We start from the raw sequence: 25,162 nt of genomic DNA, 5'->3' as shown, positions 1-25,162 counted from the left end.
CCTCTTAACCTTTAATTCCGCTGCTGGTGACGCCCTGTACGAAGTAGCGCTGTGCCAGGAAGAAGACAATGATGGATGGCAGAATGGAGATGCTCGCCATTGCCAGAATTTCGTTCCACGGGGCGCCTTCGGTGACGTCGATGGACATTTTCAGCGCCAGTGCAATGGGGTATTTATCCACGCTGTAGACGTAAATCAGCGGCCCGATAAAGTCGTTCATGGACCACATAAACTGGAACAGGGCGACGGAGATAATGGCCGGCTTCAGGATCGGCACCACCACGTACCACAGCACCTGAATGGAGTTACAGCCGTCGATTTGCGCCGCCTCTTCCATGTCACGCGGGACGCCGCGCAGGAACTGGATCAGCATGAAAACAAAGAACCCCTGCGTGGCGAAGGCCAGCGGCAGGTACAGCGGCATGTAGCTGTTCAGCATGCCCATCTCACGGAACATCAGATACTGCGGGATCAGCAGCACGGTGCTGGGCAGCAGCATGGTGGTGATGAGCGTGGCGAACCAGAACTTCTTCCACGGGATTTCGAAGCGGGCAAAGCCGTACGCCACGATGGTGGAGGAGATAATGGTCAGGATCACCTTCGGAATTACGTACTTAAAGGTGTTCAGCATGTAATGGCCAAAGGTGTACTCGGTGCCGGTTTTCCAGCCGTTGACGAAGCCATCCCAGGTGGCGTGGGCGGGCCACAGGCTCAGGGTGGTGAAGATCTCGTGGTTCGGTTTGAACGACGCCGAGAACATCCATACCAGCGGGTAAAGCATCAGCAGGCCGACAAACAGCAGGATCGCGTAGCGAACGGTGGCGTTGATTTTCTCTCTGCGCAGCGTGCGGGCCACTTCGCGCTCCGCAACGCTTCTTGCCGTGGAAAGTTGTTGAATATCAGCCATTTTTGCCCCCTTTATCGGCGGAGTAGAACACCCAGTATTTCGACGACTTAAAGGCGATGCCAGCGAAGACGGCCACCACCAGGAATAGCACCCACGCCAGCGCCGCCCCGTAGCCCATATCGAAGTACTTGAACGCGGTGTCGTAGATGTAGAGCGAGAACAGGTAGGTGGAGTAGGTCGGCCCGCCGCCGGTGATCACGTACGGCCCGGTAAATTCCTGGAACGCCTGCGTGGTCTGCATGATGAAGTTGAAGAAGATCACCGGCGTAATCAGCGGCACGGTCACTTTCATGAACATTTGCCATTTAGACGCGCCGTCGATCATCGCCGCTTCATACTGGGACTGCGGTACGTTTTGCAGCGCGGCCAGGAAGATGACCATCGCGGAACCGAACTGCCAGACGCGCAGCAGGGTAACGGACATCAGCGCCAGCGACGGTTCTCCCAGCCAGTTCACCGGGTCAAAACCCAATACGCCGATAAAGCTGTTCAGCAGGCCATCGATCGCAAATAAGGCGCGCCACAAGACGGCAATGGCGACGGAACTGCCGAGGATCGACGGAATATAGTAGGCCGTCCGGAAAAATCCGATGCCGCGTAATTTAAAGTTCAGAACAAAGGCAATCCCTAATGCAAAGGCGAGCTTCAACGGGATGGTCAGAAATACGTAGGCAAAGGTCACGCCCATGGATTTCCAGAAGAGCGTGTCTTCGGTAAACATATAGCGATAGTTTTCGATGCCGTTAAACACCGGCGGGCTCATCAAATCGTAATCCGTAAAGCTGAGGAAAAACGACGAGACGAAGGGGAATGCCGTAAAGAGTATCAACCCGATGATGTAGGGTGATATCCATGCGAGCCCCAGCAGCTTGTTTTCATTCATACATACCTACCTGGCAATCAATGGTTTAATACGGAATCTGCTTTGTTACATTTTCCCAGGCCCGCACTGCGCGGCATGAGAGATGAAATTCAGGGTGCAATGTCTGGTGGTGGCAAAACAGTAGATTGTTTTTTAACGTTTTTTCTTTTTCGTTATTGCCGGGAACGCTTTGGGTTTTAAAAGAGCTGAACCGGCGTTCTTGGATACTAAAACATCGTTTTATTTTATATTATTGCGATTTATTTCTGCGTCATGCGCTTAATGGTGGAAATGTGATCGGCGTCGAAACGCTGTTTCAATATAGTGAGGGAGGTGGCATTTTTGACTTTTCACGGACGATCGCCGCGGGCACTGACGAGGAGATATGAAGCAAAATCGGGAGCGGGAATAACAATAGTCACGCAGCGTGGCTAACTACCAGATCTGATAGCAGGTCTACAGATGTATCAATTCGGCATTCAGATAATTCTTACATTCTTGTATGATTTGTTACACCGGAACCAGTCAGGCAGAATTTCACTGCATCCCTAAAAGAAGAACAGTTATGTCAGCGATGGATTTCAAACAACATACGGATCTCAACTTTCCTCAATATGCTCCCCCGGCGGTCAGCGCTAAAGAAATAGATCTTCTGGGTCTGCTGGACGTCCTGCTGGCAGCAAAAAAACGCATCGTCACCATTGTGTTCGCATTTGCACTGGTCGGCCTGGCAATCGCCTTCCTGATACCGCAAAAGTGGACCAGTAAAGCGGTCATTACGCCAGCGGAACAGACGCAGTGGAGCTCGCTGCGCCAGATGATGGTGGCGCTACAGGTGCTTGATGTGGATGTGAAAATCACCCGTGCGGATGTGTTTAATCTGTTTATCAAAAAGTTTCAGTCCCAGTCCCTGCTTGAAGAGTACATGAAGAGCTCGCCTTACGTGATGGCTCAGCTCGATGGCGCCGAGGTTGACCCGCTGGAGCTGCACCGCGCGGTGGTCAATATTGCCGAAAAGATGAAGGCCATTGATAACACCCAGGAAAAGAATGCCGATAAAGCACCCTACCTCTCCTGGACGTTAAGCTTCACGGCCCCAACGGCAGAGGACGCGCAGAAGGTGCTGAACGGGTATATTCAGTACATCTCCCGCATCGTCGAGCAGGAGACCATGCAAAACATCCGCGATCAGCTGATCCTGAGAACCAAAACGGTTCAACAGCAGCTGGAGCTGGATCGGGTTCGTCTGACCAATATCCACAATACCAACCTGCAACGCCTCAACTACTCGCTGGAAGTGGCGAACGCGGCAGGGATCAAAAAGCCGGTCTACAGCAATGGACAGGCAGTGAAAGACGATCCGGATTACTCCGTTGCGCTCGGCGCGGACGGGATTGCGCAGAAGTTGCAGATTGAAAAAAATCTGAAGGACGTTTCTGAGCTGAACGCCGATTTCCAGAACCGCGAATACTATCTGGCACAGCTGCAAAAACTCTCGTTCGAAGATGTGAGCCTGGAGCCATTCAAATACCAGCTTTCTCCTTCTATGCCGGTGAAAAAAGATGGTCCGGGCAAAGCCCTGATCGTGCTGCTGGCGTGTGTTCTGGGCGGACTGTTTGCCTGTGGCAGCGTGCTGCTGCGCGAGGCGATGAGCTCCCGCAATCCGCTGCCGGAACAGCTTCCTGAGCCGGTGACGGAGTAACATCAAAAAAGGCGCTCAAATGAGCGCCTTTTTTTATTTCAGGAAATCTTCGCGTACCGGCGTAAACGTATCCAGCAATGTACCGGGTTTCAGGCAGACGCAGCCGTGCATCACGTGCGGCGCTTTATAGAGAGTGTCGCCCGCCGTCACCACATGCTTCTCTTCCCCAATCGTAAATTCAAATTCGCCCGAAAGAACGTAGGTGAGCTGCTCATGCGGGTGGTTATGCATCGGGCCAATCGCCCCTTGCTCAAAATTCACTTCCACCGCCATCATCCTGCCGTCGTGCGCCAGAATACGGCGCGTCACGCCATTACCCAGATCGTCAAGCGTGGTCTCTTTATGGAAAATAAACATATTTTCGCCCTGTTATGTAATGAAACAATGTTTCATTTAACTTATCTCACCCACGCATAAAAGGAAACGATTAGCCAAATAACTGGAAAGGCGATCACAAGTTTGCTTCACTGGGTGAAACGCACAGGAGGAAAAATGAAAACGATCGGTCTGTTAGGGGGCATGAGCTGGGAATCAACGATCCCGTACTACCGCCTGATTAATGAAGGCGTCAAACAGCGTCTGGGCGGTCTGCATTCGGCCAGCCTGCTGCTGCACAGCGTGGATTTTCATGAAATCGAAGCCTGCCAGTCGAGCGGGGAGTGGGATAAAGCCGGGCAGATGCTGGCGGACGCCGCGCTTGGGCTGGAGCGTGCGGGGGCGCAGGGTATTCTGCTGTGCACCAATACCATGCATAAGGTGGCGTCACATATTGAAGACCGCTGCTCGCTGCCGTTTTTACATATCGCGGATGCTACCGGGCGAGCCATACGTGCTGCCGGCATGACGCGCGTGGCGCTGCTGGGGACGCGATACACCATGGAGCAGGACTTTTACCGCGGGCGGCTGAGCAGTCAGTTCGGGATTGAAAGCCTGATCCCGGAGGAGGCTGACCGGGCACGCATTAATCAGATTATTTTTGATGAGCTCTGCCTCGGTACCTTCAGCGAATCTTCTCGCGCCTGGTACGTCAGCGTGATTGAGAAACTGGCCCAGCAGGGGGCGGAAGGGGTAATTTTCGGCTGTACCGAAATTGGCCTGCTGGTGCCGGCGGACCAAAGCCCGATACCAGTATTTGATACCGCCGCGCTTCACGCCGCCGATGCGGTGGAGTTTATGCTGTCATAAGGGTTTTTGCAGGTCAGGTAAGCGAAGCGCCACCTGACGCGCGTGCGCAATCAGGTGTTCACTGAACGCATCCACCAGCGCTGAGGCGGGGCGGTGCAGGGGGCGGATCAGGCTCACGGTAAAGGGAACGGAAACGCTAAACCGGCGCAGGACCACTCCGCTGCTGGCGTAATCCATCGCCGTGAGCGGGTTCACCACCGAAATACCCACGCCCGCGCGCACCATCGCGCAAATCGATGCCGCGCTGTGCGTTTCCACCACCAGCCGCCGCTTCACCTGATGTTCGGCAAACAGGCCGTCCAGAAGCTGCCGGTAGCTGTCGGTCTGCGACAGGCTGATATAGTTTTCGCCGTGGAAATCCGCCGGCGTCAGCACCGCTTTGTGGCTAAGCGGATGGCCGACAGGCAACACGCAGACCTCATCCAGCGAGAGCAGCTCCGTGCGCTCCGTGCCCGCGGGCGTCACGAGGGTTTCGGTCAGACCCAAATCGTGGCGCTGGGCCGAAAGCCACTCCTCCAGCAGCGGCGACTCCTGCGGCACGATGGTCAGGCTGACCTCCGGATAGCGGGCCAGAAACGGCTGTAACAGCACCGGCAGAAATGACTGGGAAAAGACCGGCAGGCAGACGATAGACAGCTCGCCCTGGCGAAACTCCCTCAGGCTCTCCGCCGCGCTCACGATCCTGTCCAGGCCGTACCAGGAGCGCTGAACCTCCTCAAACAGACGTAACCCCTGCACCGTCGGATGCAGCCTGCCGCGCGCGCGTTCAAACAGCTTCAGCCCCAGCACCTTCTCAAAGCGCGCCAGCTCGCGGCTGACCGTAGGCTGCGAGGTGTGCAGCATCTGCGCGGCTTCAGTGAGATTGCCGGTGGTCATCACCGCATGAAAAATCTCGATATGGCGTAGGTTAACGGCGGGCATAGGGCACCTGGTGTCTGAGCGTTATCCATATCATTTTTGCATAGACTCACCATAAAACGATATTTTTTATTCTCTTCAGGCTATGGCGTAATAATAAAAAACAGATTTCCGGAGACGACCATGCCACGCCCGCTCAACCAGACCGAAACCGATTTGAACGCCGATAACCTGCTGCGCCTGCCTGCCGAATTCGGCTGTCCGGTGTGGGTCTACGATGCGCAGATTGTCCGCGAGAAGATCGCCGCGCTGCATCAGTTTGACGTGGTGCGTTTCGCGCAGAAGGCCTGCTCCAATATTCACATCCTGCGCCTGATGCGCGAGCAGGGCGTAAAGGTTGACTCCGTATCGCTGGGTGAAATCGAACGTGCGCTGGCGGCGGGGTTTGATCCCAAAGCCGACAGCGATGCGATTGTCTTTACCGCCGACCTGATTGACGACGCCACGCTGGCGCGCGTGCACGAGCTGCAAATTCCGGTCAATGCCGGTTCGGTGGATATGCTGGAGCAGCTTGGGCAGGTCTCTCCTGGCCATCGCGTCTGGCTGCGCATCAACCCGGGCTTTGGTCACGGTCACAGCCAGAAAACCAACACCGGGGGCGAAAACAGCAAGCACGGTATCTGGTATGCCGATATGCCCGCGGCGCTGGAGGTGTTACAACGCTACGATCTTAAGCTGGTGGGTATTCACATGCACATTGGCTCCGGCGTGGATTACGGCCACCTTGAGCAGGTCTGTGGCGCCATGGTGCGTCAGGTGATCGATTTTGGTCAGGATCTGGAGGCGATCTCCGCCGGCGGCGGGTTGTCCATTCCCTATCGTGAAGGGGAAGAGGCGATCGACACGGATCATTACTACGGGCTGTGGAGCGCCGCCCGCGACAGCATCGCCGCCCATCTGGGCCACGCGGTGAAGCTGGAGATTGAGCCGGGTCGTTTCCTGGTCGCCGAAGCCGGCGTGCTGGTGGCGCAGGTGCGTAGCGTGAAGGAGATGGGAAGCCGTCATTTTGTGCTGATTGATGCTGGCTTTAACGACCTGATGCGTCCGTCCATGTACGGTAGCTATCACCACATCACGGCGCTGGCTGCCGATGGCCGCGATCTGGTCAACGCGCCGCGCATCGACACCGTGGTTGCCGGCCCGCTGTGCGAATCCGGCGACGTCTTTACTCAGCAGGAAGGCGGGAAAGTCGAAACCCGTTCGCTGCCAGAGGTAAAACCGGGAGATTATCTGGTGCTGCATGATACCGGTGCGTACGGGGCGTCGATGTCTTCAAACTACAACAGCCGCCCGCTGCTGCCGGAAGTGCTGTTCGATAACGGCGTGGCGCGGCTGATTCGCCGTCGCCAGACCATTCAGGAGCTGCTGGCGTTAGAGCTGGTCTGATTAAACCAGGGTCCCGTTGTCACCGAATCGCGTAAAACCAGCGTGCCGGTGAACGGCGGGATCGCCTCAACCGGCTGGTTTTTTGCCAGCCGGATCGCCTGGTCGATCGCCGTGACGATCATGTTATCGATCGGCAGATACACCGACGACAGGGCAGGCTCCAGCCACTTTGCGCTGGGGGCATCGTCAAAACCAAACAGCGAAATATCCTGCGGGATCTTCAGCCCGGCCTGGTGTAATGCTTTGGAGGCGCCCAGGGCCATATCATCGTTACAGGTAAACAGGGCGCTGAACGGCGTCTTTTCCGCAATCAGCTCTTTGCACAGCTCGTAACCCCGCGTCATGCCCGCATCGCCGTATTTAATCCGCCGCTCGTCGAGACGAATACCGTGCTTCTCCAGCGCCTTACGGTAGCCCATCAGCCGCGCTTTACCCGTTGGCGTGTGGATCGGGACGGTGATACAGGCGATCTCCCGATGGCCCTGGCTTATCAGGTAATCCACCGCTTTGAAGGCCGCGTCCTGCTGTTCAAAGAAAACGCAGCGATCCGCCGCCTGGCTCACTTCACGGTTAATGATCACCAGCGGCGTCTGCACGCTGTTGATCAGCTTCAGGATCGTCTTTTCGCTCATGTAACGCGTGTACAGCACGATGGCGTCGCATTTGCGGTCGGCGAGCATCTGCACCGCCTGTTCTTCCTGTTCGGGGGCATCGTGGCCGTCGGTGACAATCAGCTGTTTACCGTGCGTTTCGGTCTGCCGCGACGCCTGCTGTAGCAAACGTCCGAAGTAAAAACCGTCGAAGGTCGAGACGACCAGACCAATGCTGTTGCTGGTCTGGTTAGCCAGCGAACGCGCGAGAAAGTTCGGACGATAGCCCAGCTCCTCCATCGCGCGAAATACCTGCTGACGCGTGCTCTCTTTAACCTGACCTGTGCCGTTCAGCACGCGCGAAACGGTGGCCTTCGACACGCCCGCACGCAGTGAGACATCCAGCATTGTTGCCATTCGAAATTCCTGTTTCCACGTAATGGTTTGCAGTTTAACACAGACCATCCGGCGCATAAGCGACGTGGGGAGGGCAAAACCCCATAACGATCACGCTTTTCGGTAACGATCTTCACCCGCGGAATAAATACCTGCTATTGGTATACCAAAATGGTGATAAATCGCTATCTGGAATACCTCTGGCGTCGTTGAGAGCTTAATCACAGAACAAAGCGGCTGCTGACGCTATTTTTGGCATACCAATAGTATCCGGCTGTACACCTTATTCAATAAAAGCCCTTTTACTGAGGTATTACCCTATGGCATTTCAGGAAAAACTGATCGACGCTCTGGGCAGTTTTGCCACCACCTTCAACAGCTATCGCTATATCCAGGCGATCAAGTCTGCGTTTATTACCTTAATGCCGGTCATCATTGTGGGGGCGTTCTCGGTACTGATCTCCAATATGGTGCTGGATCCGAAAAACGGCCTGGCGAGCTTTCAGTCGCTGGCGTTTCTCGCGGCGTTAAAGCCGATCACCAGCGCGCTTAACTATGCCACGCTGAACTTCCTTAACATCGGCGCGGTGTTTTTAATCGGCATTGAGCTGGGGCGTATTAACGGCATTAAATCCCTGTTCCCCGGCCTGCTGGCGGTGATCTGCTTTATCTGCGTGACGCCGACGACGGTGGAAATGCTGGTGGACGGCGAGATGCACGTGGTGAAAGACGTGCTGCTGCGCCAGTTCTCCGATACCCGCAGCCTGTTCCTCGGCATGTTTATCGCCATCCTGTCGGTGGAGATCTACTGCTGGCTGGAAAACCGTAAGGGGCTGAAAATCAGGATGCCGGACACGGTGCCGCCAAACGTCGCCGCGTCGTTCTCCGCGCTGATCCCGGCCATTATCACCACCACCGCCATTGCGACCTTTGGCTTCGTGTTCCATCAGATTACCGGTATGTATCTCTACGACGCGGTTTACCAGGTGGTGCAACAGCCGCTGGAGCGGGTGGTGCAAAGCCTGCCGGGGATCCTGCTGCTGATGTTTGTCGCCCAGCTGTTCTGGGTGATTGGTATTCACGGCAACCAGATGATCAAGCCGATCCGCGAGCCGCTGCTGCTGGGGGCGATCACCGTCAACATGAGCGCGTTCGAGCAGGGCAAAGAGGTACCAAACATCATCACCATGCCGTTCTGGGATGTTTATATGAGCATCGGCGGTTCCGGCCTGACCATCGGCCTGCTGATCGCGGTGATGATTGCCACCAAACGTAAAGAGATGAAGGAGATCGCCAAGCTGTCCATCGGGCCTGGCATTTTTAACATCAACGAGCCGGTGATCTTCGGTATGCCAATCATGCTCAACCCGATCCTTGCCATCCCGTTCATCATCACGCCGCTGGTGACGGGCTCCATTGGCTACTTTGCCACCGTGACCGGGTTTGCCGGTAAAGCCGTGGTGATGGTGCCCTGGACCACGCCGCCGCTGATCAACGCCTGGCTGTCCACCGCTGGCTCCATGGGGGCGGTGATCACCCAGTTTATCTGCATCGTGACCGCGGTGATTATCTACCTGCCGTTTGTGAAAATTGCCTCGCGCCGCGCGGAGCAGGCCGCGCTGCAACAAGCCACCGATAACGCATGAGGATATGATGAGCACAAAACAGATAGCCATACCGCAGGACTTTATTCTGGGCGCGGCGGCATCGGCCTGGCAGACCGAGGGCTGGAGCGGCAAAAAGCCGGGGCAGGATTCGTGGATCGATCTCTGGTACAAGAACGATCGTCACGTCTGGCACAACGGCTATGGCCCGGCGGTGGCCACCGATTTTATCAATCGCTTCCGCGAAGACGTGGCGCTGATGAAGCAGGCGGGCCTGACGCACTATCGCACCTCCATCAACTGGTCGCGCTTTTTAACCGACTATGAAAATGCGACGGTAGACGAGGAGTACGCCGCGTACTACGACGCGCTGTTCGATGAAATGCACCGTCAGGGCATTGAGCCAATGATTTGCCTGGAACACTACGAGCTGCCGGGCGTGCTGCTGGAGACCTACGGCGGCTGGGCGTCGAAGCACGTCGTCGAACTGTTTGTGCGCTACGCGGAAAAGGTGTTTGAGCGCTTTCACGGCAACGTTACCCGCTGGTTTACCTTCAACGAGCCGATTGTGGTCCAGACGCGCGTCTACCTCGACGCGCTGCGCTGGCCCTATGAGCAGAACACCAGTACCTGGATGCAGTGGAACCACCATAAGATTCTGGCGACGGCAAAAGTGGTCAAACTGTTCCGTGAGAAGGGCTATGACGGCACGGTGGGCTGTATTCTCAACCCGGAGGTGACCTACCCGCGCTCGCGCGCGCCGCATGACCTGCGGGCGGCGGAGATGTACGATCTGTTCTATAACCGCGTTTTTCTCGATCCGCTGGTGCACGGGCGCTATCCCCAGGCGCTCTTTACCCTGCTGGCGCAGCACCAGGTGCAGTGGGATTACACGGCTGACGAGCTGGCGCTGATTGCCGACAACACCGTTGACGAGCTGGGGATCAACCTCTATTACCCGCACCGCGTAAAAGCCCCGTCCCGCGCCTGGCACCCGGAGACGCCGTTCCATCCGGCGTACTACTACGAGCCGTTCGAACTGCCCGGGCGCAGAATGAACCCCTCCCGCGGCTGGGAAATTTATCCGCGCATCATCTACGACATGGCGATGCGGATCAAACAGGATTACCGCAATATCGACTGGTTCGTGGCGGAGAGCGGGATGGGCGTGGAGAACGAAGCGCAGTTCCGCAACCGCGACGGCATTATTGATGACGGCTACCGCATCGCGTTTATCAGCGAACATCTCTACTACACGCTGCTGGCGCGCGAGGAAGGCGCGAACTGCCACGGCTATATGCTGTGGGCCTTCACCGACAACGTCTCGCCGATGAACGCGTTTAAAAACCGCTACGGGCTAATTGAAATCGACCTTGAGAACCATCGCGCCCGGCGGGCAAAGGCATCGGCCTCCTGGTTCCGCCAGCTGCGCGATACGCGCGTGCTCACGCTAAGCGTTGACGATGAATGGAAGTAAGCCTTCTGGTAAAATAGTGCACAAACTGGCCGGAAGGACGTCCGGCCCGCGCATTAACTGAAAAACACAGGTGAAAACGTGGATAAGGCTGTCATCCTGCCGGAAAAAAAACAGTACCAGGAAATTGGCGAGGATTTACGCGCGCAAATTATCCAGGGGCATTATCCCGTGGGATCGCGCCTGCCGCCGGAGCGCAACATCGCCGAGACATATGGCGTGAGCCGCACTATCGTGCGCGAGGCGCTGCTGATGCTTGAGCTTCAGGGAACGGTGGATATTCGCCAGGGGTCTGGCGTTTACGTGATGCGCATTCCGGAGGAGCATGAAAACGAGGAAGAGCGCTTTCTGAACAGTGACGTTGGCCCGTTTGAAATACTCCAGGCGCGTCAGCTGCTTGAAAGCAACATTGCTGCCTTTGCCGCAAAAATGGCAACCCGCGCGGACATCGACAACCTGCGCCGCATCATCGAGCAGGAGCAGCGGGCGATTGCCATCGACGATCGCAGCCAGGACAACAATAAAATGTTCCACCTGGTGCTGGCGGGGGCCACCCAAAACCAGATGCTGCTGGCGACAGTTGAGAGCGTCTGGCATCACATGGACAGCAGCCCGCTGTGGCAGCAGTTTAACGGTCATATCGCCAGCCGCGCCTGGCGCCTGAAGTGGCTCGGCGACAGGCAAACCATTCTCGCTGCGCTCCGCCGCCGCGACGTGATGGGGGCCTGGCAGGCCATGTTCCAGCATCTTGAGAACGTTAAAAAGAGTCTGCTTGAGCTGTCAGACGAAGACGCGCCAGATTTTGACGGCTATCTCTTCGAATCGGTTCCGCTTTTCCAGGGGAAGCTGGTGTGAAGATCCTGCCGCTTTACGCTACGCCGCAGTTTACAGAGCAGGTAATCGACTGGATCTGGGAAGCGTTTGGTGAAGGAGTACCGCGCGCCTTTTTCCAGAGCATCGTCGAGCACAGCCTGACGCCGGGCGCGTTACCGCTCACCTTTATTGCCGTTGAGAACGATCGGCTGCTGGGCACCGTTGGGCTGTGGCGCTGCGATTTGATTTCCCGGCAGGATCTTCATCCATGGCTGGCTGCGCTGTATGTCGATGAAGCCGCCCGGGGAAAAGGGCTGGCGGGAAAACTTCAGGAGCATGTGAAGGGCTATGCGCGACGCGCCGGGTATCACGAGCTGCATCTCTGGTCTGCCTGCCGCGACTTCTACGAACGTTACGGCTGGCACTACATCGGCGATGCGCTGGAATACCCGGATAAAACCGTCCATCTCTATCGCTGTTCGCTCGCGGCTTCAGCGGGCGATACCACCGAGTGACGGCGCACTAAGGTTGGGCTGAACAGGTGAGTAATTTCCGGCGGCGGGCGATGCTCGGCCAGCGCTAACGCCAGTTCTGCCGCCTGCGTGGCCATGGTTACAATCGGGTAACGTACGGTGGTCAGGCGAGGGCGCACGTAGCGCGACACCAGCACATCATCAAAGCCAATCAGCGAAATTTCTGCCGGCACGTCAATCCCATTATCGTTTAACACGCCCATTGCGCCTGCGGCCATGGAATCGTTATAGCTGGCCACGGCGGTGAAATTCCGCCCGCGTCCCAGCAGCTCGGTCATCGCCTGCTCGCCGCCGCTCTCATCGGGTTCACCGTACGCCACAAGGCGATCGTTGCAGGGCAGACCGGCTTCGCGCAGCGCGTCGTAATAGCCCTGAAGGCGATCTTCCGCATCGGAAATCGGATGGTTGGAGCACAGATAACCGATACGGGTATGGCCCTGCTGGATCAGATGACGGGTTGCCAGCCATGCGCCGTAACGGTCGTCAAGCGCCACGCAGCGGGTTTCAAAACCGGGAATAATACGGTTGATCATCACCATCCCCGGCATTTGTTTCATCAGGTGAATCAGCTCGGCATCGGGGATCATTTTGGCGTGTACCACCAGCGCCGCACAGCGATGACGAATCAGTTGCTCAATGGCCTGGCGCTCTTTTTGTTCATTGTGGTAGCCATTACCAATCAGCAGAAAATTACCGGTGTGATAAGAGACCTGTTCTACGGCTTTGACCATCGCGCCGAAAAACGGATCGGACACATCCCCGACCACCAGCCCAATGGTTTCTGTTGACTGCTGGGCAAGGGCACGCGCGTTGGCGTTAGGGTGATAATTCAGGTTTTCCATGGCGTCCTGCACGGCCTGGCGCGATGCATCACTGGCTTTAGGGGAGTTGTTGATCACGCGGGAGACGGTCGCGACGGAAACACCCGCCAGACGAGCCACATCCTTAATTGTCGCCATTCAATACCTTCTTATAGGGGTAAGCGTTTACACACTAACTAGTGTTGCGGAAAAGCGGCGCGCATTCAAGGGGACCGGGTGGGCGTCCTCTGCAAACGTGATGCAGAACATCCCTCGCGGTGTAATCGTTACACGGCCAGTCATGTCTGAATAATGTCAATCTGAACCTTTAGTTACACTTTGCCTCAGGCTGTTGCGATTGTCCGTTAGCAACGATGCGCCGTGAATTGCTAGAGTCGAGATCCCAGAGGTATTGATAGGTGGAATCAGCTTCGGTTGATTAACACGATTTACACCAACCTGCGTTTTACGCAGGTTTTTTTTTGCCTGTAAGTTCAACCTGTAACAGCAACAGAGAATATTCACACCTGGTTGCACTTCGGCTCATTCCCTTGCGTTTTCCCGCTGGCGAAGCGTACCGCCAGAGACCACAATCAAGATCCCAGAGGTATTGATTGGTGAGAATTCTTAGTACGTTTTCGTACTCTTCTCTTGCACCAACCTGCGCGGATGCGCAGGTTTTTTTCGCCTCTGTATTTGCTATCGCTCCCTCACTACTTCTCGTGTAATCTGCCACCATTTATACCTTTAACACTGGCTGGCAAAGGGAGTTGAAATGCTTTTTGGGTTCTTCCGCACACTGTTCCGTGTCCTGTTTCGCATCCGCGTAACGGGCGATACGCAGGCGCTCTATGGCGAGCGTGTTCTCATCACTCCGAATCACGTCTCCTTTCTTGATGGCGTATTGCTGGCGCTGTTTTTGCCCGTCCGTCCCGTCTTCGCGGTGTACAGCTCCATCAGTGAAAAATGGTACATGCGCTGGCTCAGGCCGCTGATTGATTTTGTGCCGCTCGACCCAACCAAACCGATGATGATTAAACATCTGGTGCGTCTGGTTGAGCAGGGACGCCCGGTCGTCATCTTCCCGGAGGGGCGTATTTCCGTGACGGGCTCCCTGATGAAAATTTATGACGGGGCCGGTTTTGTCGCGGCGAAGTCACGCGCCACCGTCGTGCCGTTGCGCATTGAGGGGGCTGAACTGACCTTTTTCAGCCGCCTGAAAGGGCTGGTGAAGCAGCGCTTGTTCCCGAAAATCACGCTGCACATTTTACCGCCAACGTCTCTGCCGATGCCCGAGGCGCCGCGGGCGCGTGACCGCCGTAAAATCGCCGGGGAGATGCTGCACCAGATTATGATGGAAGCGCGCATGGCCGTTCGCCCGCGCGAAACGCTGTATGAATCGTTGCTGTCGGCGCAGTATCGTTACGGCGCGAAGAAAAACTGCATTGAAGACATCAACTTTACGCCGGATACCTACCGTAAGCTGTTGACCAAAACGCTGTTTGTCGGGCGCATCCTCGAGAAGTACAGTAAACGGGGCGAAAAGATCGGCCTGATGCTGCCGAACGCGGGTATCAGCGCGGCGGTGATCTTTGGTGCCGTCTCCCGGGGCCGCATTCCGGCAATGATGAACTACACGGCGGGCGTGAAGGGGCTCTCCAGCGCGATTACCGCGGCACAAATCAACACCGTCTTTACCTCCCGCCAGTTCCTGGATAAAGGCAAGCTGTGGCACCTGCCGGAACAGCTGACCCAGGTGCGCTGGGTGTTCCTGGAAGATTTGAAAGCAGACGTCACGACGGCCGATAAGCTGTGGATTTTTGCCCACCTGCTGATGCCGCACCTTGCGCAGGTCAGGCAGCAGCCGGAAGACGATGCCATCATCCTCTTTACCTCCGGCTCTGAAGGCAACCCGAAAGGCGTGGTTCACAGCCATAAAAGCATCCTGGCGAACGTCGAACAGATTAAAACTATCGCCGACTTTACCGCCAACGATCGCTTTATGTCGGCGCTGCCGCTGTTCCACTCCTTTGGCCTGACCGTTGGGCTCTTCACGCCCCTGCTGACCGGGGCCGAAGTGTTCCTCTACCCAAGCCCGCTGCACTACCGCATTGTGCCGGAACTGGTTTATGACCGTAACTGCACCGTGCTGTTCGGCACGTCCACTTTCCTCGGTAACTACGCGCGTTTCGCTAACCCGTATGATTTCTTCCGCGTGCGCTACGTGGTGGCGGGGGCGGAAAAACTCCAGGACAGCACGCGCCAGATTTGGCAGGACAAATTTGGCCTGCGCATTCTGGAAGGCTATGGCGTGACGGAGTGCGCGCCGGTGGTATCCATCAACGTACCGATGGCGGCAAAACCGGGAACGGTTGGCCGCATTCTGCCGGGGCTGGATGCGCGGCTGCTGGCGGTGCCGGGCATTGAAGACGGCGGACGCCTTCAGCTTAAAGGGCCGAACGTCATGAACGGCTATCTGCGCGTGGAAAATCCGGGCGTGCTCGAAGCGCCGACGGCTGAGAACGTCAATGGCGAGGTTGAAACGGGCTGGTACGACACGGGCGATATCGTGCGCTTCGACGATCAGGGCTTCGTGCAGATCCAGGGACGGGCAAAACGCTTCGCCAAAATCGCCGGTGAAATGGTTTCTCTTGAAATGGTGGAGACGCTGGCGACCGCGGTCTCTGCGGAGAAAATGCATGCGACCGTGGTGAAAAGTGATGCCAGTAAAGGCGAGGCGCTGGTGCTCTTTACCACCGACGCTGAACTGAAGCGTGACGCGCTGCTCAGGTATGCGCGCGAACACGGTATTCCCGAGCTGGCGGTGCCCCGCGATATTCGTTATCTCAAACAGTTACCGGTGCTGGGCAGCGGTAAACCCGATTTCGTGACCCTGAAGGGCATGGTTGAAGAGGCGGAACAGCAAAATGCGTGAGTCAGTACACACTAACACTTCAATCTGGTCGAAAGGCATGATGGCGGTTATCGCCGCTCAGTTTCTTTCCGCGTTCGGCGATAACGCGTTGCTGTTTGCCACGCTGGCATTGCTGAAAGCTGAGTTTTATCCCGACTGGAGCCAGCCGATCCTACAGATGGTGTTTGTGGGTGCTTACATTGTATTTGCGCCGTTTGTCGGCCAGGTGGCAGACAGCTTCCCGAAAGGTCGGGTCATGATGTTTGCCAACAGCCTTAAGCTTCTGGGCGCGGCAAGCATCTGCTTTGGTATCAACCCGTTTGTCGGCTACACGCTGGTGGGCATTGGCGCGGCCGCTTACTCTCCGGCGAAATACGGCATTCTGGGGGAGCTTACCACCGGTGATAAGCTGGTAAAGGCCAACGGCCTGATGGAGTCCTCCACCATTGCGGCGATTCTGCTGGGTTCGGTGGCGGGCGGCGTGCTGGCAGACTGGCACGTGCTCGCCGCGCTTGGCATCTGTGCCCTGATGTACGGCGGCGCGGTGATCGCCAACCTGTTTATCCCTAAACTGGCAGTGGCGCGTCCGGGACAATCCTGGCGCTTTGGGCCAATGACCGGCAGCTTCTTTAATGCCTGCCGCGTGCTGTGGCGCAACGGTGAAACGCGCTTCTCGCTGATGGGGACCAGCCTGTTCTGGGGGGCTGGCGTCACGCTGCGTTTCCTGCTGGTGCTGTGGGTACCGGTGGCGCTGGGGATAACAGATAACGCCACGCCGACCTACCTGAATGCCATGGTTGCCGTCGGGATTGTTGTCGGGGCCGGGGCGGCGGCCAAACTGGTAACGCTTGAAACCGTTGCGCGCTGCATGCCTGCGGGGATCCTGATCGGCGTCGGCGTTCTGTTCTTCTCCCTGCAACATGCCATATTGCCTGCCTATGCCCTGTTGTTACTGATTGGCGTGTTAGGCGGTTTCTTTGTGGTGCCGCTCAACGCGCTTTTGCAGGAGCGCGGCAAGCAGACCGTCGGGGCTGGCAACGCCATTGCGGTGCAAAACCTTGGCGAAAACATGGCGATGTTGCTGATGCTTGGGATCTACTCGCTGGCGGTAAAAGCGGGCGCGCCGGTCGTGGCAATCGGAGTGGGGTTTGGCGCACTGTTTGCGCTGGCGATTACCGGGCTGTGGGTCTGGCAGCGTCGGCGGTGATATCTTTGCCGGGTGGCGGCTCCGCCTGACCCGGCCTACGTTTCGTGATGTTGGCAGATTTTGTAGGCCCGGTAAGGCAACGCCGCCACCGGGCAAAACGTCAACTTAAGGTGCCGGGTAAGTATAAACCTGATGCACCGCTTCAATCTCCGCTAACACCTCTTCGCTGAGGGTCAGGTGGAAACTCTCAATATTGGTTTTCAGCTGCGCCATTGTCGTCGCGCCCAGTAGGGTACTGGCGACGAACGGCTGACGACGCACGAAGGCCAGCGCCATCTGCGCCGGATCGAGCCCGTGACGCTTCGCGATATCCACATACGCCGCAACGGCTTTTTGCGTCTGCTCACCGCTATAGCGGGTGAAGCGGCTGAAAAGCGTGTTACGCGCGCCAGCCGGTTTCGCGCCGTTCAGGTATTTGCCCGTCAGGGTACCGAAGCCCAGGCAAGAGTAGGCGAGCAGCTCCACCTCTTCGTACTGCGTCACTTCCGCCAGACCCACTTCATAACTGCGGTTCAGCAGGCTGTACGGGTTCTGAATGGTCACGATGCGCGGCAGGTCGTGTTTATCGGCCAGATGCAGATAGCGCATCACGCCAAAAGCCGTCTCGTTGGAAACGCCGATGTAGCGGATCTTGCCCGCGCGTTGGCATTCCGTAAGTGCTTCCAGCGTTTCCAGCAGGGTAACGGCCGGAGCACTCTCGTTCCAGGTGTAGCCGAGCTTGCCAAAGCAGTTTGTCGGACGCTGCGGCCAGTGCACCTGATAAAGATCGAGATAGTCGGTTTGCAGGCGCTTGAGGCTGGCATCCAGCGCGGCACGGATATTCTTGCGATCGAGGATCTGGTTAGGGCGGATCCCGGCATCGTTATTACGGGAGGGGCCGCTAACCTTAGAGGCGAGAACCAGCTTTTCGCGATTGCCACGTTTCGCCAGCCAGTTGCCGACGTACGTTTCGGTAAGGCCTTGTGTTTCCGGGCGTGGAGGAACAGGGTACATCTCCGCCACGTCAATCAGGTTAATGCCCTGGCTGACGGCGTAATCGAGTTGTGCATGGGCATCGGCTTCGCTGTTTTGTTCACCAAATGTCATGGTGCCCAACCCCAGTTGGCTGATCTCCAGAGCGCTGTGGGGGATACGGTGATAATGCATAGCCGGTTTCCTTTTTAGACATACAGACTGCGTCAGGAACCTCCCGACAAAGGAATATAAACATGGCAGAGGGAAGGCAAAAGGGGAAGGAAAAAATCAAAAAGGCCAGCAAGCTACTGACCTTTATCTGTTTATCGCTCGATGATCTGGGATACTTCGTCGCGATTAATTTGCATTTGGTTGCCTTCGCGATCGCGGTAACTCACCAGACCGGTATCGTCGTCGACTTCGGGTTTGCCATCGGTCAGGATCATGCGGCCATCTTTCGTTGACATGACATAGTCGCTGCTACAACCCGATACCGCAAACGCTAAACCGACTGCTGAGATAATTACTGCCCATTTTTTCATCGTTCTCATCCTCACCTGGCTCGTATCAAATCATAGTGTAGTAATAACCTGATATTACGACAGGTGAAAGGGGGGAAATCTTAAAAAGGAGGAGATTATGTTAGCCGGAGCGCAAAATTGGTAAAAAACTATGTTTTCAACAGGAAGTGGCGTGCCAGCAACGCCCCGGTGAAATTCTTTTTAAGATAGAAACCGCGCGGCAGCGTCAGGATCGGTTCGCCCCGTGCACCTACCGCTTCAGTAAGCGCTTTGCTGTTGGCGGCTTTTGGACGGAGTTGCAGCACTTCGCCATGCCGGGCAGTGATCCGCTCAACCTGTCCCAGCACAATCATATCCATCAGTTCTTCCCAGTCCTCGGAAAGCTGCCTCTCCTCTTCTTCATCCGGACTCCAGAGCAGCGGGGCGCCAACGCGACGTTCTGCCAGCGGGATCTGCCTGTCGCCCTCAACGGGTACCCACAACACCCGCTTCAGCTTATGCCTGACGTGGCTGGTTTCCCAGGTCACTCCGCTGTTCCCCGTCAGCGGCGCCACGCAGACAAAGGTCGTTTCCAGCGGCCGCCCCTGGCTATCAACAGGGATCGTTTTTAGCTCAACGCCCAGCGCCGCAAAATCTTGCTCGGGTTTACTGCCCGCGCTTGCGCCCAGCCAGCGTTCAAGCAACACGCCGATCCAGCCTTTATCGCGCTTCAAATCGTTAGGTATCGTCAGCCCCGCCATCACGGCCAGCTCACCCAGCGAATAGCCTGCCAGACGCTGTGCCTGCTGGAGCAGCTGAGCTTCACTGACGGGAGGGGAGAGCAGTGGGGCGAGAGAATGCATGCTAACAACCTTTTGATTAAAAAATGAGCTGATATTTTATCCCTTGTGGATAGAGTTTACCTTTTTCTGAGTACATATTCCATGTGGTTGGTTTTTATCAGGTTTTTTAGAATAAAAAGCAGCGTGGCATGGCTAAAAAACAGGTTGTGCAATTCTGGTCACTGACAATAAACAGGATCTTACACCATGTTATCCACAGAAAAATGGGATAACTGGGTATAACCGCCACTACTGTTTCAATTTACAGCCTTGACGTGCGATGAAAATCGAATTTTCACACAAATTGTGCCTAACTTATTGGCACAATCTGTGGATAAAACCGACGCTGTTCGATCTTTCATCAGCAGGAGGATCTTTGATGTGACGATCGTCACGTTAATCGCCTTTAACGCCCTGTATTTAACTATAACCATATGAATTTAAATTCTTTATCATGAAGGTCGTAAACGGGCATTTCGTCGGTCTACAAGGTTGTTCATCGGTAATTCCGTACTTCTTCACAACTATATCCACAGAAAAGGTGAATAAAAATGGTCTCAGTCGCCCTCATCTGTTTATAACTCCTCACAAATTTGTGAGTTATTCAAATGTTATTAGGTTGCAGGCCTGTAAGAGAGTGGTTTACCGCCTCCCTGTAGTGTGAAACAATCATTCATATATCAGATTTAGTTTGGGGTAGTCCGGTGATTGATGACGATGGCTACCGCCCAAACGTAGGAATAGTAATTTGTAATCGTCAGGGTCAGGTGATGTGGGCCCGGCGATATGGTCAGCACTCCTGGCAGTTCCCGCAAGGCGGGATCAATCCTGGAGAGTCCCCAGAACAAGCGATGTACCGGGAGCTGTTTGAAGAGGTTGGTTTAAGCCGCAAAGATGTTCGCATCCTGGCTTCGACCCGCAACTGGTTGCGTTACAAGTTACCGAAACGTTTGGTGCGTTGGGACACAAAGCCGGTTTGTATCGGCCAGAAACAGAAGTGGTTTCTTTTGCAGTTGGTGGGCAACGATTCAGATATCAATATGCAAACCAGCAGCACGCCGGAGTTTGATGGCTGGCGCTGGGTAAGTTACTGGTATCCGGTTCGTCAGGTCGTGTCTTTTAAGCGCGATGTTTACCGTAGGGTGATGAAAGAGTTCGCAAGTGCCGTTATGCAGCTTCAGGAGACGCCTCCGAAGCCACAGAGCGCACCTGCCTGGCGACGTAAAAGAGGTTAAGCTACGCAAATCATGCTCACCCGCTTGCGAGAAATAGTTGAAAAGGTTGCCAGTGCGCCTCGCCTCAACGAGGCGCTGAATATTCTGGTGACGGACATCTGTCTTGCGATGGAAACCGAAGTCTGTTCGGTCTATCTGGCCGACCATGACCGACGTTGCTACTACCTGATGGCAACCCGCGGTTTAAAAAAACCACGGGGACGCACCGTCACGCTCGCGTTTGATGAAGGTATTGTTGGCCTGGTCGGGCGACTGGCGGAGCCAATCAACCTTGCCGATGCGCAAAAACATCCCAGCTTTAAATATATCCCTTCCGTAAAAGAGGAGCGTTTCCGCGCTTTTCTTGGCGTGCCGATTATTCAGCGCCGTCAGCTGCTCGGCGTGCTTGTTGTTCAGCAGCGAGAGTTGCGCCAGTACGACGAAAGCGAGGAGTCCTTCCTCGTCACGCTGGCAACGCAGATGGCGGCGATCCTCTCCCAGTCCCAGCTGGCCGCCCTTTTTGGCCAGTATCGTCATACGCGTATCCGCGCGCTTCCGGCCTCGCCGGGTGTCGCTATCGCCGAAGGCTGGATGGATGCCACGCTACCGTTGATGGAGCAGGTCTACGAAGCCTCTACGCTGGATGAAGCGCTTGAGCGCGAGCGGCTTACCGCCGCGCTGGAAGAGGCGGCGAATGAGTTTCGTCGCTACAGCAAACGCTTTGCCGCTGGTGCGCAAAAAGAGACGGCGGCCATCTTCGATCTTTACTCACACCTGCTTTCCGATGCGCGCTTGCGCCGTGAGCTGTTTGCCGAGGTCGATAAAGGTTCGGTGGCAGAGTGGGCGGTTAAAAAGGTCATCGAAAAATTTGCCGAACAGTTTGCGGTGCTGACTGACGGTTATCTGAAAGAGCGAGCCGGTGATTTACGCGCGCTTGGGCAACGTCTGCTTTTCCACCTTGATGATACCATTCAGGGGGCGAATGCCTGGCCAAGCCGGTTTGTGCTGGTGGCAGATGAACTCTCGGCGACGACGCTGGCGGAATTACCGCAGGACAGGCTGGCGGGCGTGGTGGTGCGCGATGGCGCAGCTAACTCCCATGCCGCCATCATGGTGCGCGCGCTCGGTATCCCGACCGTTATGGGCGCGGATATTCAGCCCTCCGTGCTGCATCGCCGCACGCTGGTGGTGGACGGATATCGCGGTGAGCTGCTGGTTGATCCTGAGCCGGTTCTCCTCCAGGAGTACCAGCGCCTTATCAGCGAAGAGAATGAATTAAGCAAGCTGGCGGAGGATGACGTCAACCTGCCCGCGCAGCTCAAAAGCGGTGAGCGGGTAAAGGTGATGCTCAATGCTGGCTTAAGCCCCGAGCACGAAGAAAAGCTCGGCAGCCGCATCGACGGCATTGGCCTTTACCGCACCGAAATCCCGTTTATGCTGCAAAGCGGCTTCCCCTCAGAAGAGGAACAGGTTGCGCAGTATCAGGGCATGTTGCAGATGTTTAACGACAAACCCGTAACGTTGCGCACCCTGGACGTCGGCGCGGATAAACAGCTGCCCTACATGCCCATCAGCGAGGAGAACCCCTGCCTCGGCTGGCGTGGGATCCGCATTACCCTCGATCAGCCGGAAATCTTCCTTATTCAGGTTCGTGCGATGCTCCGTGCCAACGCGGCTACGGGGAATCTCAGCATTTTGCTGCCGATGGTCACCAGTATTGACGAGATCGACGAAGCGCGGCGGTTGATAGAACGCGCCGGGCGCGAAGTGGAAGAGATGATCGGCTATGCGATCCCGAAACCGCGTATCGGCGTGATGCTCGAAGTGCCCTCAATGGTCTTTATGCTGCCGCAGTTGGCGACCCGCGTCGATTTTATCTCCGTCGGCACCAACGACTTAACGCAATACATTCTGGCGGTCGATCGCAACAACACCCGCGTTGCCAGCATCTACGACAGCCTGCATCCGGCGATGCTTCGTGCCCTGGCGATGATCGCCCGTGAGGCTGAACAGTACGGTATTGATCTACGCCTGTGCGGTGAAATGGCCGGAGACTCTATGTGCGTCGCGATCCTGATTGGTCTGGGGTATCGCCATCTGTCGATGAACGGCCGCGCGGTAGCGCGCGTGAAGTATTTGTTGCGTCATATTGACGTCAATGATGCCCGCGAGCTGGCTGAGCGCAGCCTTGACGCGCAGCTGGCAACTGAGGTTCGTCACCAGGTGGCGGCATTTATGGAACGACGCGGTATGGGTGGCCTGATCCGCGGTGGTCGCTAACGCCTTTCCCCTCTTCCTCAGGGCGGAGGGAACCCCACAAATGAATGCGAGCAGCTAACAATCCCCTCGCCCGTTTGGGGTGAGGGCCGGGGTGAAGGGACCTGCGCGCATCAAACCCTATACACATCTTTTACATCTCAGGCGCATCCTCCGCGCCTGCCTTATGCTATGATTCGCAACTTTGGAGCACCTGCCAACGGCGGGAATGCAATTCAGCCGCTGTCCACTTTCAGCGGAATAACAACATCTTGTGGTGACAGATGAACAGTGGTTATCTGCATTTTCCGGAATTTGATCCGGTAATTTTCTCAATAGGACCCGTAGCGCTTCACTGGTACGGTTTGATGTACCTGGTGGGCTTCGTATTTGCCATGTGGCTTGCTGGCCGTCGCGCCAGTCGTCCCGGCAGCGGCTGGACGAAGAACGAAGTGGAAAACCTGCTTTATGCTGGCTTCCTCGGCGTGTTCCTGGGCGGTCGTATCGGCTATGTCCTGTTCTACAACTTCCCGGTATTCCTGAACGATCCGCTCTATCTGTTCCGCGTCTGGGACGGCGGCATGTCCTTCCACGGCGGGCTGATTGGTGTGATCCTGGTCATGGTGATCTTCGCCAAACGCACCAAACGTAACTTCTTCCAGGTGGCTGATTTTATTGCGCCGCTAATCCCGTTTGGGCTGGGCGCAGGGCGTCTGGGCAACTTCATCAACGGTGAGCTGTGGGGGCGTGTCGATCCGAGCGTGCCGTTTACCATGCTCTTCCCGGGCTCGCGCGCAGAGGATATCGCGCTGCTGCCTTCGCACCCTGAGTGGCAGTCTGTTTTCGATACCTACGGCGTTCTGCCGCGCCATATGTCTCAGCTTTACGAGCTGGCGCTGGAAGGCGTGGTGCTGTTTATCATCCTGAATCTGTACATCCGCAAACCGCGCCCAATGGGGGCTGTCTCCGGTCTGTTCCTGATTGGCTATGGCGCATTCCGTATCATCGTCGAGTTCTTCCGCCAGCCGGATGCGCAGTTTACCGGCGAATGGGTACAGTACATCAGCATGGGGCAGATCCTCTCCATCCCGATGATTGTCGCGGGTGCCATTATGATGATTTGGGCGTATCGTCGTCGTCCACAGCAACAACTTTCCTGAGGAACCATGAAACAGTATCTTGAATTGATGAAAAAAGTGCTCGACGAGGGCACGCCGAAAAACGACCGCACCGGCACCGGTACGCTCTCCATTTTTGGCCACCAGATGCGCTTCAATCTGCAAGAAGGCTTTCCTCTGGTGACGACGAAGCGCTGTCATCTGCGCTCGATCATTCATGAACTGCTCTGGTTCCTGCAAGGCGATACCAACGTTGCTTATCTGCATGAAAACAATGTCTCCATCTGGGACGAGTGGGCAGACGAAAACGGCGACCTGGGGCCGGTCTACGGCAAGCAATGGCGCGCGTGGCCAACCCCGGACGGTCGCCATATCGACCAGATCACGACCGTCATGAACCAGCTGAAGAATGACCCGGACTCGCGTCGTATCATTGTTTCTGCCTGGAACGTTGGGGAGCTGGACAAAATGGCGCTGGCACCGTGCCATGCCTTCTTCCAGTTCTACGTGGCGGACGGCAAGCTCTCCTGCCAGCTCTATCAGCGCTCCTGCGACGTGTTCCTCGGCCTGCCGTTTAACATCGCCAGCTACGCGCTGTTAGTGCACATGATGGCGCAGCAGTGCGATCTTGAAGTGGGCGATTTTGTCTGGACGGGCGGTGATACCCATCTCTACAGCAATCATATGGAACAGACGCATCTCCAGCTGACGCGTGAACCGCGCGCGCTGCCGAAACTGGTGATCAAACGTAAGCCGGATTCGATCTTCGATTACCGTTTTGATGACTTCGAGATTGAAGGCTACGACCCACATCCCGGCATTAAAGCGCCTGTCGCCATCTGATACGGCGGATCCTGACACAACCGGTGCTCTTGAGCGCCGGTTTTTTTTCGCGCTCGTTTTGTTTTTCGAGCCTGTTTCCAGAGAGGATGCAATGCGTTGCAACAGACGACATTCTCCTGAAAGCGGCTCGTAATGTTCTGATTT

22 protein-coding genes and 1 pseudogene are annotated in these 25,162 nt (G+C 56.2%); 13 read left to right on the top strand and 10 right to left on the bottom strand.

Going from position 1 to position 25,162, the window contains the following annotated elements; all coding sequences use genetic code 11:
* Nucleotides 1-4: 4 nt before the first annotated feature.
* The gene (locus tag N5C09_RS17290; RefSeq protein WP_063869246.1) at nt 5-907 is read right to left on the bottom strand and encodes a carbohydrate ABC transporter permease; all 903 of its coding nucleotides are present in this window, start codon (nt 905-907) and stop codon (nt 5-7) included.
* Nucleotides 900-1,790, bottom strand: a complete 891-nt coding sequence (locus tag N5C09_RS17285) for a sugar ABC transporter permease (RefSeq protein WP_063451951.1) — start codon at nt 1,788-1,790, stop codon at nt 900-902. Before N5C09_RS17285 ends, N5C09_RS17290 begins: the two co-directional genes overlap by 8 nt.
* A gap of 544 nt (nt 1,791-2,334) precedes the next feature.
* Between N5C09_RS17285 and wzz(fepE) the strand changes: the two genes are divergently transcribed.
* On the top strand, nt 2,335-3,471 hold the full coding sequence (gene wzz(fepE) / locus N5C09_RS17280; RefSeq protein ID WP_064909881.1) for an LPS O-antigen length regulator Wzz(fepE): 1,137 nt from the start codon (nt 2,335-2,337) through the stop codon (nt 3,469-3,471).
* A gap of 33 nt (nt 3,472-3,504) precedes the next feature.
* On the opposite strand, the gene N5C09_RS17275 is transcribed toward wzz(fepE), so the two are convergent.
* Nucleotides 3,505-3,828 carry a cupin domain-containing protein gene (locus N5C09_RS17275; RefSeq protein WP_063451949.1) on the bottom strand — a complete coding sequence of 108 codons (324 nt, stop codon included), beginning with the start codon at nt 3,826-3,828 and terminating at the stop codon, nt 3,505-3,507.
* Between the two features lie 135 nt (nt 3,829-3,963).
* Between N5C09_RS17275 and N5C09_RS17270 the strand changes: the two genes are divergently transcribed.
* Nucleotides 3,964-4,656, top strand: a complete 693-nt coding sequence (locus N5C09_RS17270) for an aspartate/glutamate racemase (RefSeq protein ID WP_203465119.1) — start codon at nt 3,964-3,966, stop codon at nt 4,654-4,656.
* On the opposite strand, the gene N5C09_RS17265 is transcribed toward N5C09_RS17270, so the two are convergent.
* A complete protein-coding gene (locus tag N5C09_RS17265; protein ID WP_063869254.1) occupies nt 4,651-5,577 on the bottom strand; it encodes a LysR family transcriptional regulator in 927 nt (308 codons plus the stop codon). The genes N5C09_RS17270 and N5C09_RS17265 overlap by 6 nt on opposite strands.
* A gap of 120 nt (nt 5,578-5,697) precedes the next feature.
* Between N5C09_RS17265 and lysA the strand changes: the two genes are divergently transcribed.
* Nucleotides 5,698-6,960, top strand: coding sequence for a diaminopimelate decarboxylase (gene lysA / locus N5C09_RS17260; protein WP_063451946.1), 1,263 nt, complete (start codon nt 5,698-5,700; stop codon nt 6,958-6,960).
* Here lysA and N5C09_RS17255 read toward each other — a convergent pair.
* Complete coding sequence (locus tag N5C09_RS17255; protein WP_279749528.1) at nt 6,930-7,967, bottom strand: LacI family DNA-binding transcriptional regulator; 1,038 nt, start codon at nt 7,965-7,967, stop codon at nt 6,930-6,932. The genes lysA and N5C09_RS17255 overlap by 31 nt on opposite strands.
* Before the next feature lie 299 nt (nt 7,968-8,266).
* Between N5C09_RS17255 and N5C09_RS17250 the strand changes: the two genes are divergently transcribed.
* The 4 genes from N5C09_RS17250 (at nt 8,267) to N5C09_RS17235 (ending at nt 12,352) form a co-directional block, all read left to right on the top strand.
* Nucleotides 8,267-9,592 (top strand): PTS transporter subunit EIIC, encoded by a 1,326-nt coding sequence (locus N5C09_RS17250; RefSeq protein ID WP_203465116.1) that lies wholly within the window; start codon nt 8,267-8,269, stop codon nt 9,590-9,592.
* A 7-nt stretch (nt 9,593-9,599) separates the two neighbouring features.
* Complete coding sequence (locus tag N5C09_RS17245; RefSeq protein WP_279749551.1) at nt 9,600-11,027, top strand: glycoside hydrolase family 1 protein; 1,428 nt, start codon at nt 9,600-9,602, stop codon at nt 11,025-11,027.
* 78 nt (nt 11,028-11,105) lie between these two features.
* Entirely contained in the window at nt 11,106-11,879 is a 774-nt protein-coding gene (locus N5C09_RS17240) for a GntR family transcriptional regulator (RefSeq protein ID WP_063451943.1), read from the top strand.
* Nucleotides 11,876-12,352, top strand: coding sequence for a GNAT family N-acetyltransferase (locus N5C09_RS17235; RefSeq protein WP_279749527.1), 477 nt, complete (start codon nt 11,876-11,878; stop codon nt 12,350-12,352). Before N5C09_RS17240 ends, N5C09_RS17235 begins: the two co-directional genes overlap by 4 nt.
* Here N5C09_RS17235 and galR read toward each other — a convergent pair.
* On the bottom strand, nt 12,307-13,329 hold the full coding sequence (gene galR, locus N5C09_RS17230) for an HTH-type transcriptional regulator GalR (RefSeq protein ID WP_063869266.1): 1,023 nt from the start codon (nt 13,327-13,329) through the stop codon (nt 12,307-12,309). The two genes, N5C09_RS17235 and galR, sit on opposite strands and share 46 nt — an antisense overlap.
* A 616-nt stretch (nt 13,330-13,945) precedes the next feature.
* Between galR and aas the strand changes: the two genes are divergently transcribed.
* Nucleotides 13,946-16,105, top strand: a complete 2,160-nt coding sequence (gene aas / locus N5C09_RS17225; protein WP_107533656.1) for a bifunctional acyl-ACP--phospholipid O-acyltransferase/long-chain-fatty-acid--ACP ligase — start codon at nt 13,946-13,948, stop codon at nt 16,103-16,105.
* Nucleotides 16,098-17,291, top strand: a complete 1,194-nt coding sequence (gene lplT / locus N5C09_RS17220) for a lysophospholipid transporter LplT (protein ID WP_112791681.1) — start codon at nt 16,098-16,100, stop codon at nt 17,289-17,291. The genes aas and lplT overlap by 8 nt, the downstream gene beginning before the upstream one ends.
* 105 nt (nt 17,292-17,396) lie before the next feature.
* On the opposite strand, the gene N5C09_RS17215 is transcribed toward lplT, so the two are convergent.
* The 4 genes and pseudogenes from N5C09_RS17215 to N5C09_RS17200 form a co-directional block, all read right to left on the bottom strand.
* A complete protein-coding gene (locus N5C09_RS17215) occupies nt 17,397-18,437 on the bottom strand; it encodes an NADP(H)-dependent aldo-keto reductase (protein WP_063451938.1) in 1,041 nt (346 codons plus the stop codon).
* Nucleotides 18,438-18,568: 131 nt separating this feature from the next.
* A complete protein-coding gene (locus N5C09_RS17210) occupies nt 18,569-18,787 on the bottom strand; it encodes a YgdI/YgdR family lipoprotein (RefSeq protein ID WP_003862794.1) in 219 nt (72 codons plus the stop codon).
* Nucleotides 18,788-18,915: 128 nt separating this feature from the next.
* Entirely contained in the window at nt 18,916-19,608 is a 693-nt protein-coding gene (gene mutH / locus N5C09_RS17205; RefSeq protein WP_063451937.1) for a DNA mismatch repair endonuclease MutH, read from the bottom strand.
* Between the two features lie 154 nt (nt 19,609-19,762).
* A pseudogene (locus tag N5C09_RS17200) lies at nt 19,763-19,837 on the bottom strand (hypothetical protein); the annotation flags it as partial.
* 454 nt (nt 19,838-20,291) lie between these two features.
* Between N5C09_RS17200 and rppH the strand changes: the two are divergent.
* The 4 genes from rppH to thyA all read left to right on the top strand — a co-directional run bounded on the left by rppH (nt 20,292) and on the right by thyA (nt 25,018).
* Nucleotides 20,292-20,822: an RNA pyrophosphohydrolase gene (gene rppH, locus N5C09_RS17195; RefSeq protein WP_063451936.1), complete on the top strand. Its 531-nt coding sequence runs from the start codon at nt 20,292-20,294 to the stop codon at nt 20,820-20,822.
* Between the two features lie 12 nt (nt 20,823-20,834).
* Entirely contained in the window at nt 20,835-23,081 is a 2,247-nt protein-coding gene (ptsP, locus tag N5C09_RS17190) for a phosphoenolpyruvate--protein phosphotransferase (RefSeq protein ID WP_112791683.1), read from the top strand.
* Nucleotides 23,082-23,341: 260 nt separating this feature from the next.
* Nucleotides 23,342-24,217 (top strand): prolipoprotein diacylglyceryl transferase, encoded by an 876-nt coding sequence (gene lgt, locus N5C09_RS17185; protein WP_063869279.1) that lies wholly within the window; start codon nt 23,342-23,344, stop codon nt 24,215-24,217.
* A 6-nt stretch (nt 24,218-24,223) separates the two neighbouring features.
* The gene (thyA, locus tag N5C09_RS17180; RefSeq protein WP_006811817.1) at nt 24,224-25,018 is read left to right on the top strand and encodes a thymidylate synthase; all 795 of its coding nucleotides are present in this window, start codon (nt 24,224-24,226) and stop codon (nt 25,016-25,018) included.
* Nucleotides 25,019-25,162 lie beyond the last annotated feature (144 nt).

Origin of the sequence: Enterobacter sp. GD03975 (genome assembly GCF_029838645.1) — a bacterium.
Lineage (GTDB): Bacteria > Pseudomonadota > Gammaproteobacteria > Enterobacterales > Enterobacteriaceae > Enterobacter > Enterobacter quasihormaechei.
This window is presented reverse-complemented; position numbering and strand designations above follow the sequence as displayed.

Excerpts from the sequence above, each read along its gene's own strand:
- N5C09_RS17290 (WP_063869246.1), bottom strand. The coding sequence starts at position 907 with ATGGCTGATATTCAACAACTTTCCACGGCAAGAAGCGTTGCGGAGCGC.
- N5C09_RS17285 (WP_063451951.1), bottom strand. The coding sequence starts at position 1,790 with ATGAATGAAAACAAGCTGCTGGGGCTCGCATGGATATCACCCTACATC.
- N5C09_RS17275 (WP_063451949.1), bottom strand. The coding sequence starts at position 3,828 with ATGTTTATTTTCCATAAAGAGACCACGCTTGACGATCTGGGTAATGGC.
- N5C09_RS17270 (WP_203465119.1), top strand. The coding sequence starts at position 3,964 with ATGAAAACGATCGGTCTGTTAGGGGGCATGAGCTGGGAATCAACGATC.
- N5C09_RS17265 (WP_063869254.1), bottom strand. The coding sequence starts at position 5,577 with ATGCCCGCCGTTAACCTACGCCATATCGAGATTTTTCATGCGGTGATG.
- lysA (WP_063451946.1), top strand. The coding sequence starts at position 5,698 with ATGCCACGCCCGCTCAACCAGACCGAAACCGATTTGAACGCCGATAAC.
- N5C09_RS17255 (WP_279749528.1), bottom strand. The coding sequence starts at position 7,967 with ATGGCAACAATGCTGGATGTCTCACTGCGTGCGGGCGTGTCGAAGGCC.
- N5C09_RS17250 (WP_203465116.1), top strand. The coding sequence starts at position 8,267 with ATGGCATTTCAGGAAAAACTGATCGACGCTCTGGGCAGTTTTGCCACC.
- N5C09_RS17245 (WP_279749551.1), top strand. The coding sequence starts at position 9,600 with ATGAGCACAAAACAGATAGCCATACCGCAGGACTTTATTCTGGGCGCG.
- galR (WP_063869266.1), bottom strand. The coding sequence starts at position 13,329 with ATGGCGACAATTAAGGATGTGGCTCGTCTGGCGGGTGTTTCCGTCGCG.
- aas (WP_107533656.1), top strand. The coding sequence starts at position 13,946 with ATGCTTTTTGGGTTCTTCCGCACACTGTTCCGTGTCCTGTTTCGCATC.
- lplT (WP_112791681.1), top strand. The coding sequence starts at position 16,098 with ATGCGTGAGTCAGTACACACTAACACTTCAATCTGGTCGAAAGGCATG.
- N5C09_RS17215 (WP_063451938.1), bottom strand. The coding sequence starts at position 18,437 with ATGCATTATCACCGTATCCCCCACAGCGCTCTGGAGATCAGCCAACTG.
- N5C09_RS17210 (WP_003862794.1), bottom strand. The coding sequence starts at position 18,787 with ATGAAAAAATGGGCAGTAATTATCTCAGCAGTCGGTTTAGCGTTTGCG.
- mutH (WP_063451937.1), bottom strand. The coding sequence starts at position 19,608 with ATGCATTCTCTCGCCCCACTGCTCTCCCCTCCCGTCAGTGAAGCTCAG.
- ptsP (WP_112791683.1), top strand. The coding sequence starts at position 20,835 with ATGCTCACCCGCTTGCGAGAAATAGTTGAAAAGGTTGCCAGTGCGCCT.
- lgt (WP_063869279.1), top strand. The coding sequence starts at position 23,342 with ATGAACAGTGGTTATCTGCATTTTCCGGAATTTGATCCGGTAATTTTC.
- thyA (WP_006811817.1), top strand. The coding sequence starts at position 24,224 with ATGAAACAGTATCTTGAATTGATGAAAAAAGTGCTCGACGAGGGCACG.